This is a genomic window from Ohtaekwangia sp. (genome assembly GCF_036568665.1).
Lineage (GTDB): Bacteria > Bacteroidota > Bacteroidia > Cytophagales > Cyclobacteriaceae > Ohtaekwangia.
Genome location: NZ_DATCSD010000324.1, coordinates 1 through 5,366, shown reverse-complemented (window position 1 = coordinate 5,366; position 5,366 = coordinate 1). Strand labels below are relative to the sequence as shown.

Below are 5,366 nucleotides of genomic sequence, written 5' to 3'. Positions count from 1 at the left end.
CCATCCTCTTTATTGAGCAACAGCCACACTTTCGCATGCTTGCTCTCCGGTCCCACTACATCGCGATTAATCCATACGCCACCATGTGTAAGTTCCTCAAAGCGATTGGCGATAAATGCGAGCAAGTCGTGTCGGCTGCCGTACGATTCAATCTCGTGTGTAAGTGATGAAGTATGGATCGTATTCATCGACTCACGATCAAACACTAACCCTGTTACAGCATTACGTTGAGAGAAGAATATAAATGGATTTTTAAACTCACCATTATGCTTGCGTTGTTGGCAGATATCAAACAAATGCCGGGCTACTTCTATACCATAGAAGTCCGACTCACGAAAGCGCGCATCCTGACAAGCCAGCTTCATCCATGAACCTACAGCGCAACCTATATCTCCAATCCGGCCCGCACGCACGTAAGAAGCCGTCTCGGTATATTTCAGTTCAGCAATCGTATCCATTTGTCGCACGTACGTGTTATAGTCACGCGTACCGGTGATATCGCCATCCTCACTGATCATACGATCTCTAAAGAGTAATTGTACTTTGCCCGCGAGTTTATACTTTTTCCAGATATCGACTGATGCAATATGCATATCGGTCAGTATAGATTGATCACTGCTCCATTGAGGGCTTACAGCAATTTTCTCTACGATATCCCACGGCAAAGTCGCTTTATGTTTCCATGTCGTGCGGTCTTCCAGCTCTGCCGGCAAAATAGTATAGCCGAGATCTTCATACATCGATAGTACCGGTGTTGAACAAAGCACCAACGTATTGGCTGGTGTAAGATCGAACATACCTTCGCTCTCGTGACGAATACGTTTTATGGTATAGCTTGCAAAATTATTGAGGTTCCCCACATCATCAATGCCATATATATAGACTGGCACCGGCAGTTCATCTGCAAACTCCTGTATAGCCAGCGAGCGTAAATAAAAAGGAAGCGGATTTCTCCGGGTGTTACTGTGGTTGGCAGATGTTACGGCAAAAACGATCGCTTCTATTTTACCATCTTGCTGCAATACGTTTCCCTGTATATCGCGCACCGAGCTCAAAGACTTTTGAAGGAGATCGGCTATATATTGAAACTGAAAGTTAGTCAGTAGCTGATGGCGGCCGGGGAAGAGAAGGATCATTCTTTCGTTCAGGGTTTTAGGTTCAATAAGTTTAAAGTTCAAGGTTCAAGACTAGGGCTCCACTTTGAACATGGAACTTTGAACCTGAAACATGGAATTTTCCAATAAAGTATAGATGAGTTTCCAGTCCGTCTCTCCGTCAAAGCCGGCCTTGTCGTCCATGAGAACGTTGAAATAGAATTTATCTTCGTAGTAGCCGTAGGCACCGTCTGCTACTTCGGGGTTTGTATTTATATAGTGAAAGTATATATCGTGCTGGCGGAAGTAGGCAATGTATTGTTCTATTTCATGCGGATACGAACAGGTATATAATATTCGTACTATGTCTGTTCGCTTACTCAGCAATTGCATTACTTCTTTGGCGTACGGATAAAATTCAGTAGAGATAGCGTTGCACTGGTAATTAGGTCTGAGCATGGTTCCGTGTATATCAAACGCCCAGTATGTTTTGCCCCAGCGCTTTTCTCTTGCGTGCCGAAAGCAGTTTTCAATAGCGCGTGTTATCATATCTGGCTAAGACTTTTGTTGTTGATCAGACTCTCCATAGCACGCGCCAGTAATTCAGCACAACTTACAATTTCGATCTTCGGATGATCCAACGCTTCCACTACTGTATCGGATATATATAGTTTCTCGATCTTCGATTTTTCCAGGTTCGATATTGCAGCCCCGCTTAATATACCGTGTGTACAATAAGCACAAACTGATTCAGCACCATGTTCGATCAAAAGATCGGCAGCCTTGCAAAGTGTACCGGCCGTATCCACGAGGTCGTCAATGATAATTACGTTGCGTCCTCTCACATCACCAATGATCTCCATGTGTGCCACCTGGTTGGCTTTCAATCTTTCCTTGTTGATCACCACCATCTCGGCATCCAGGTATTTCTTATACTGTTTGATTCGCTTAATGCCACCAAAGTCAGGACTACATAAGCACAAGTGCTCGCGCTTGCAATCCTGAATGTGATCTACAAACAATTTCAGAGACGAGAGCGGATCAAGCGGTACTTTATAAAAACCTTCTATAGCATTTGTGTGCAGGTCAAGCGTAATGATGCGATCGGCCCCCATAAGCTGAATTATGTCAGCCACCATACGTGAGGAGATCGATGTACGCTGGCCATCTCTCCGCTCCTGCCGGCTATGCGGAAGGTACGGCATTACCAGCACTACTTCGCGTGCAGAAGAACGTCTGGCGGCATCCACCGTCATCAGCATCTCAAAGAAATTCTCGTACGGCATATTTACCTTGGCAATGAGAAAAACGGTTTGGCCGCGCACGCTCTCATTGAACCTTACGAACAATTCGCCATCAGAAAATTTTTCAGTATGCACCTGGTATAGGGGCTGCTGCAGGTACTGTGCTATCTTGTTTCCAAGCGACACCGCGGTGGATGTAGCATAGATCTTGATTGTGTTCTCCATGACCAGCAATGATAATCAATTTATTGCAACACGTGATTCTTTTTAAGAGCATTTGCCCGTGAAAGTTCTGCACGCTCGCGAATTTCTTCAAAGGTATAGTCTTTTGTGATCACCCCGTTTTCGAAAACAGTTTCCAACTGATCGGGTAACGAAGAAGCTTCCTCGCTCACCGTTTTATATACTCCGTCTTCCTGCACCAACTTCAGTTTACCGGCTTTCGATGTTTTGAAAGATGCGACCAATTCTCCTTCCGCATTCATTTCTACCGGGGCTTTCTGCACCTGTACAGGCTTACCGTTTACTTCGGCATACGAACACTTCAGGGCAAACTTCTGTGTATCGCGATTTACCTTTTGCAGCAGTGCTCCTCCCATTCCCAATACTAGGTTGGCAGCTGCTATACCTTTACTCTTTAAACTTTCATAGATCATCGGGATTGATTCATGATCTATACCATCGCCTTGTATTACGCGTATCTGCGCGGGCAACATACGATACCCTTTGCTGTTAACCGTGAATCCGAATTTCTCAAAGAGTATATCAAATACTTTCAATAGTGTCTTTACCGGATCACCGGAGTCAGGGCGAATAACCAGTGTTCCTTTCCTGTTCAGTATCTCGTCTTTAAATGTGTCGCCCCATAATTGCTCTACCGCATGAAAGATGTTATATGAATCCGACACACAAGAAAGTATACCTTCAGGGTAAGCCTTGAGTACATGATCAAACACTTCCTTCTCTCCGGCTTTACCTAACAATGTCATGATGGAGTGCTCGGTAGCAGGCACCGACATACCATATACCTGTTGCGCGCTATAGTATCTTTTGGCAAAATGCGAAGCATATACCGTATCGCTTCCCATGAAATTTACCAGGTGAGCAGAACCTCCCAACCCGGCACTTTCTACTGAGCTCACACCTCTGAATCCAAAATCGTTCAACACAAAATTGATCGATCCTGCTGCATCTTTATCACACGTCTGTTCGAAATACTTCTCTACAATTCTGCGCATCTCGTATGACAAGGTCGCTACCGTGCTGGGATACCAAACCTGCATCAGCAATGTTTCAAGAAAATTTGTGAGCCAATAACATTCCGGATCTGTGTTCTCGATCGTCATCAATACATTATGCACCGGTATAGCGCTTCCTTCGGGCACAGCTTTGATCTTTACCGGCAGGTGTCCGTTATACTTTTGCAAAATATAGTCGAAGTTGCTGCGCTTGAATACATCGCCTCTGCCAAATACACCACGCATCAGTTCTTCGGCCTCGTCTATATTCTCCTTGGTAAAGGCCGGTCCCTGCAGATATTCTTTCAGGTAATATTGCAGACCATAGAACATCGTGTTATCAAACAATCCTCCACGACTTTCGAGGTACGAGTATATTTTAGTTGTTCCGGGATAGTATAATTTATGATGAGAATACTTGTAAGCATCGGCCAGGAGAAGAAGATTCGTTTTCATATACTTAAAAATTTAAGATCAGATGTATCGTGTGTAAGTGTGGTGTGTGCACCGGTATACTTTCACAGATATTTATTCAGGATCGTGCTGAGCTGCGGTGTATGCTCTGACGCAGTTCGATGATCGTTCATCATTTGCTTTACGGCTTGTAGCGAGAACCATTGCACTTCTGCTATATCATCGCTGCCGGCCGGATCGCCCGCTATAAATTCCGTAGAGAAGAGTGTTGTAATAATTTTATCGGATTCGTTTCTATAGCGCCAGTCGGCTACCCGGAAAGAACCTTCGTATTGCATGCCGGTTATTTGTATATCGCCACACTCTTCGCGCAACTCCCGGGCTGCAGCTTCTTCGTAGCTTTCATCGGTAGGATCTGAGAAGCCACCGGGCAATCGCCATTTGTTGTCGATGTCTTTACGCCCCAGCAAAACTTCTGTACGATTGTTTCGCATCACCGCTATATCTACGGTAGGATATACTTTGAGGTATGTATTGGCATAGGCGTAGATGATACCCGTTCTGAAAGCTTCAGAGTCCATCACCTTGTCACTGATCTGTTCGCGGATAAGCGTTGCGCGATAACTTCCGTTCTCGGGCAATTCTATCGTTTCGTTTGCGCCCGTATAGTATGTTTTAAAACTATCGCGACTGCTATAGAGTATAAAACTTGAACCGGGAAATGTATTGCTCAACATGCCATCCAGGTTCTGCGACCATTTTGTATCCAGCGGATGATCGGCCAACGGAAGCACGACTACATCCGGATACTCTTTCTTGATCATCTTCTCGCGTGTTTGAAAGTCGAGAGGATTTCTGCGACTGCCTTTTACGGGCGATACTCCCAAAACAATCACCATCGTGTTGTGCTGCTGCCTTACGGATTCGATCAGACTCTTGTGACCTTCGTGCAGGTAAGGCGATTGAAAACGCGCGATGATCACTCCAATTTTACTCATACAATTTTTGTTTATGATAATCCTATCCGGCCAGCCAGTGTCTTTGATGCAGGCTGGTATATTTCCTCAAAAGGAATTTCAAGTTCATCTAGTTTTCCGGCTTCCAGTTTTTGCCTTTGCTGTTTCACGAATGGCGCTATATTCTCAATGTTCAGAATAAACTCTTTGCCATAACGAGCCAGTATATTTCCTTTTAACCCTAACTGAATAGCTCTTCGCTCTTTTTTATTTCCAAAAGGATCATGGTCCGGGTCCCACTGCAATCGCACCTCATGCAATTGAAGCGCTTGCTGCCAATCTGCTTCATTCTTATAATAATCTTTACTGAATGAAGATATAACAGCATCCTGCAGTATTGTGTCGAAGTTTTCTTTTGAG

At 44.6% G+C, this 5,366-nt stretch carries 6 protein-coding genes; all 6 read right to left on the bottom strand.

What is annotated here, in order from left to right:
• Positions 1-1,136: transferase (locus VIN08_RS18220; protein ID WP_331967935.1), on the bottom strand; the 1,136-nt coding region annotated here is incomplete at its 3' end.
• A 51-nt stretch (positions 1,137-1,187) separates the two neighbouring features.
• Complete coding sequence (locus VIN08_RS18215; protein WP_331967933.1) at positions 1,188-1,643, bottom strand: hypothetical protein; 456 nt, start codon at positions 1,641-1,643, stop codon at positions 1,188-1,190.
• Positions 1,640-2,563: a ribose-phosphate diphosphokinase gene (locus tag VIN08_RS18210; protein ID WP_331967931.1), complete on the bottom strand. Its 924-nt coding sequence runs from the start codon at positions 2,561-2,563 to the stop codon at positions 1,640-1,642. The genes VIN08_RS18215 and VIN08_RS18210 overlap by 4 nt, the downstream gene beginning before the upstream one ends.
• Positions 2,564-2,583: 20 nt before the next feature.
• Positions 2,584-4,032, bottom strand: a complete 1,449-nt coding sequence (locus VIN08_RS18205; RefSeq protein ID WP_331967929.1) for a nicotinate phosphoribosyltransferase — start codon at positions 4,030-4,032, stop codon at positions 2,584-2,586.
• Between the two features lie 62 nt (positions 4,033-4,094).
• Complete coding sequence (locus VIN08_RS18200) at positions 4,095-4,988, bottom strand: NUDIX domain-containing protein (RefSeq protein WP_331967927.1); 894 nt, start codon at positions 4,986-4,988, stop codon at positions 4,095-4,097.
• A gap of 11 nt (positions 4,989-4,999) precedes the next feature.
• The coding region (locus tag VIN08_RS18195; RefSeq protein ID WP_331967925.1) for a DUF4291 family protein at positions 5,000-5,366 on the bottom strand (367 nt) is incomplete at its 5' end.

Bases quoted from the DNA above. Each gene is read 5' to 3' on its own strand.
- VIN08_RS18215 (WP_331967933.1), bottom strand. From the start codon at position 1,643: ATGATAACACGCGCTATTGAAAACTGCTTTCGGCACGCAAGAGAAAAG.
- VIN08_RS18210 (WP_331967931.1), bottom strand. From the start codon at position 2,563: ATGGAGAACACAATCAAGATCTATGCTACATCCACCGCGGTGTCGCTT.
- VIN08_RS18205 (WP_331967929.1), bottom strand. From the start codon at position 4,032: ATGAAAACGAATCTTCTTCTCCTGGCCGATGCTTACAAGTATTCTCAT.
- VIN08_RS18200 (WP_331967927.1), bottom strand. From the start codon at position 4,988: ATGAGTAAAATTGGAGTGATCATCGCGCGTTTTCAATCGCCTTACCTG.